Source organism: Streptomyces sp. MBT65 (assembly GCF_016612545.1).
In the GTDB taxonomy this organism is placed as follows: Bacteria; Actinomycetota; Actinomycetes; order Streptomycetales; family Streptomycetaceae; genus Streptomyces.
The window spans coordinates 1-334 of the sequence record NZ_JAENRY010000818.1 but is presented as its reverse complement, the minus strand read 5'-3'; the positions used below and the strand labels follow the sequence as shown (position 1 = coordinate 334).

General features: G+C 75.4%; 1 protein-coding gene. It reads left to right on the top strand.

The window, feature by feature from the left end; all coding sequences use genetic code 11:
* Positions 1 to 334: substrate-binding domain-containing protein (locus JHN63_RS52245; protein WP_200692080.1), on the top strand; the 334-nt coding region annotated here is incomplete at both ends.

Sequence of the window (334 nt, the reverse complement as noted above, 5' to 3'; positions counted from 1 at the left end):
TGGCCGCGCACGGCATCGCCGAGGATCCCCGCTGGACCGTGCACGGCCGCTACGACCGGCGGTCGGGCTACGAGGCCACGCTCGAACTCCTGCGCAGGGACCCGTCGTTGACCGCCGTGGTCGCGGCGAACGACTCCGTCGCGGTGGGGGCGTGCGCGGCCCTGCGCGAGTCCGGTCTGCGCATCCCGGACGAGGTCTCGGTCGCCGGCTTCGACGACCTGCCGTTCAGCGTGGACGCGGTGCCTTCGCTGACGACGGTGCGGTTGCCGTTGTCGGAGGCGGGGGCTCGGGCGGGACGGATCGCGATGGGGCGGGAGGAGCCGCCGCCCGGGGG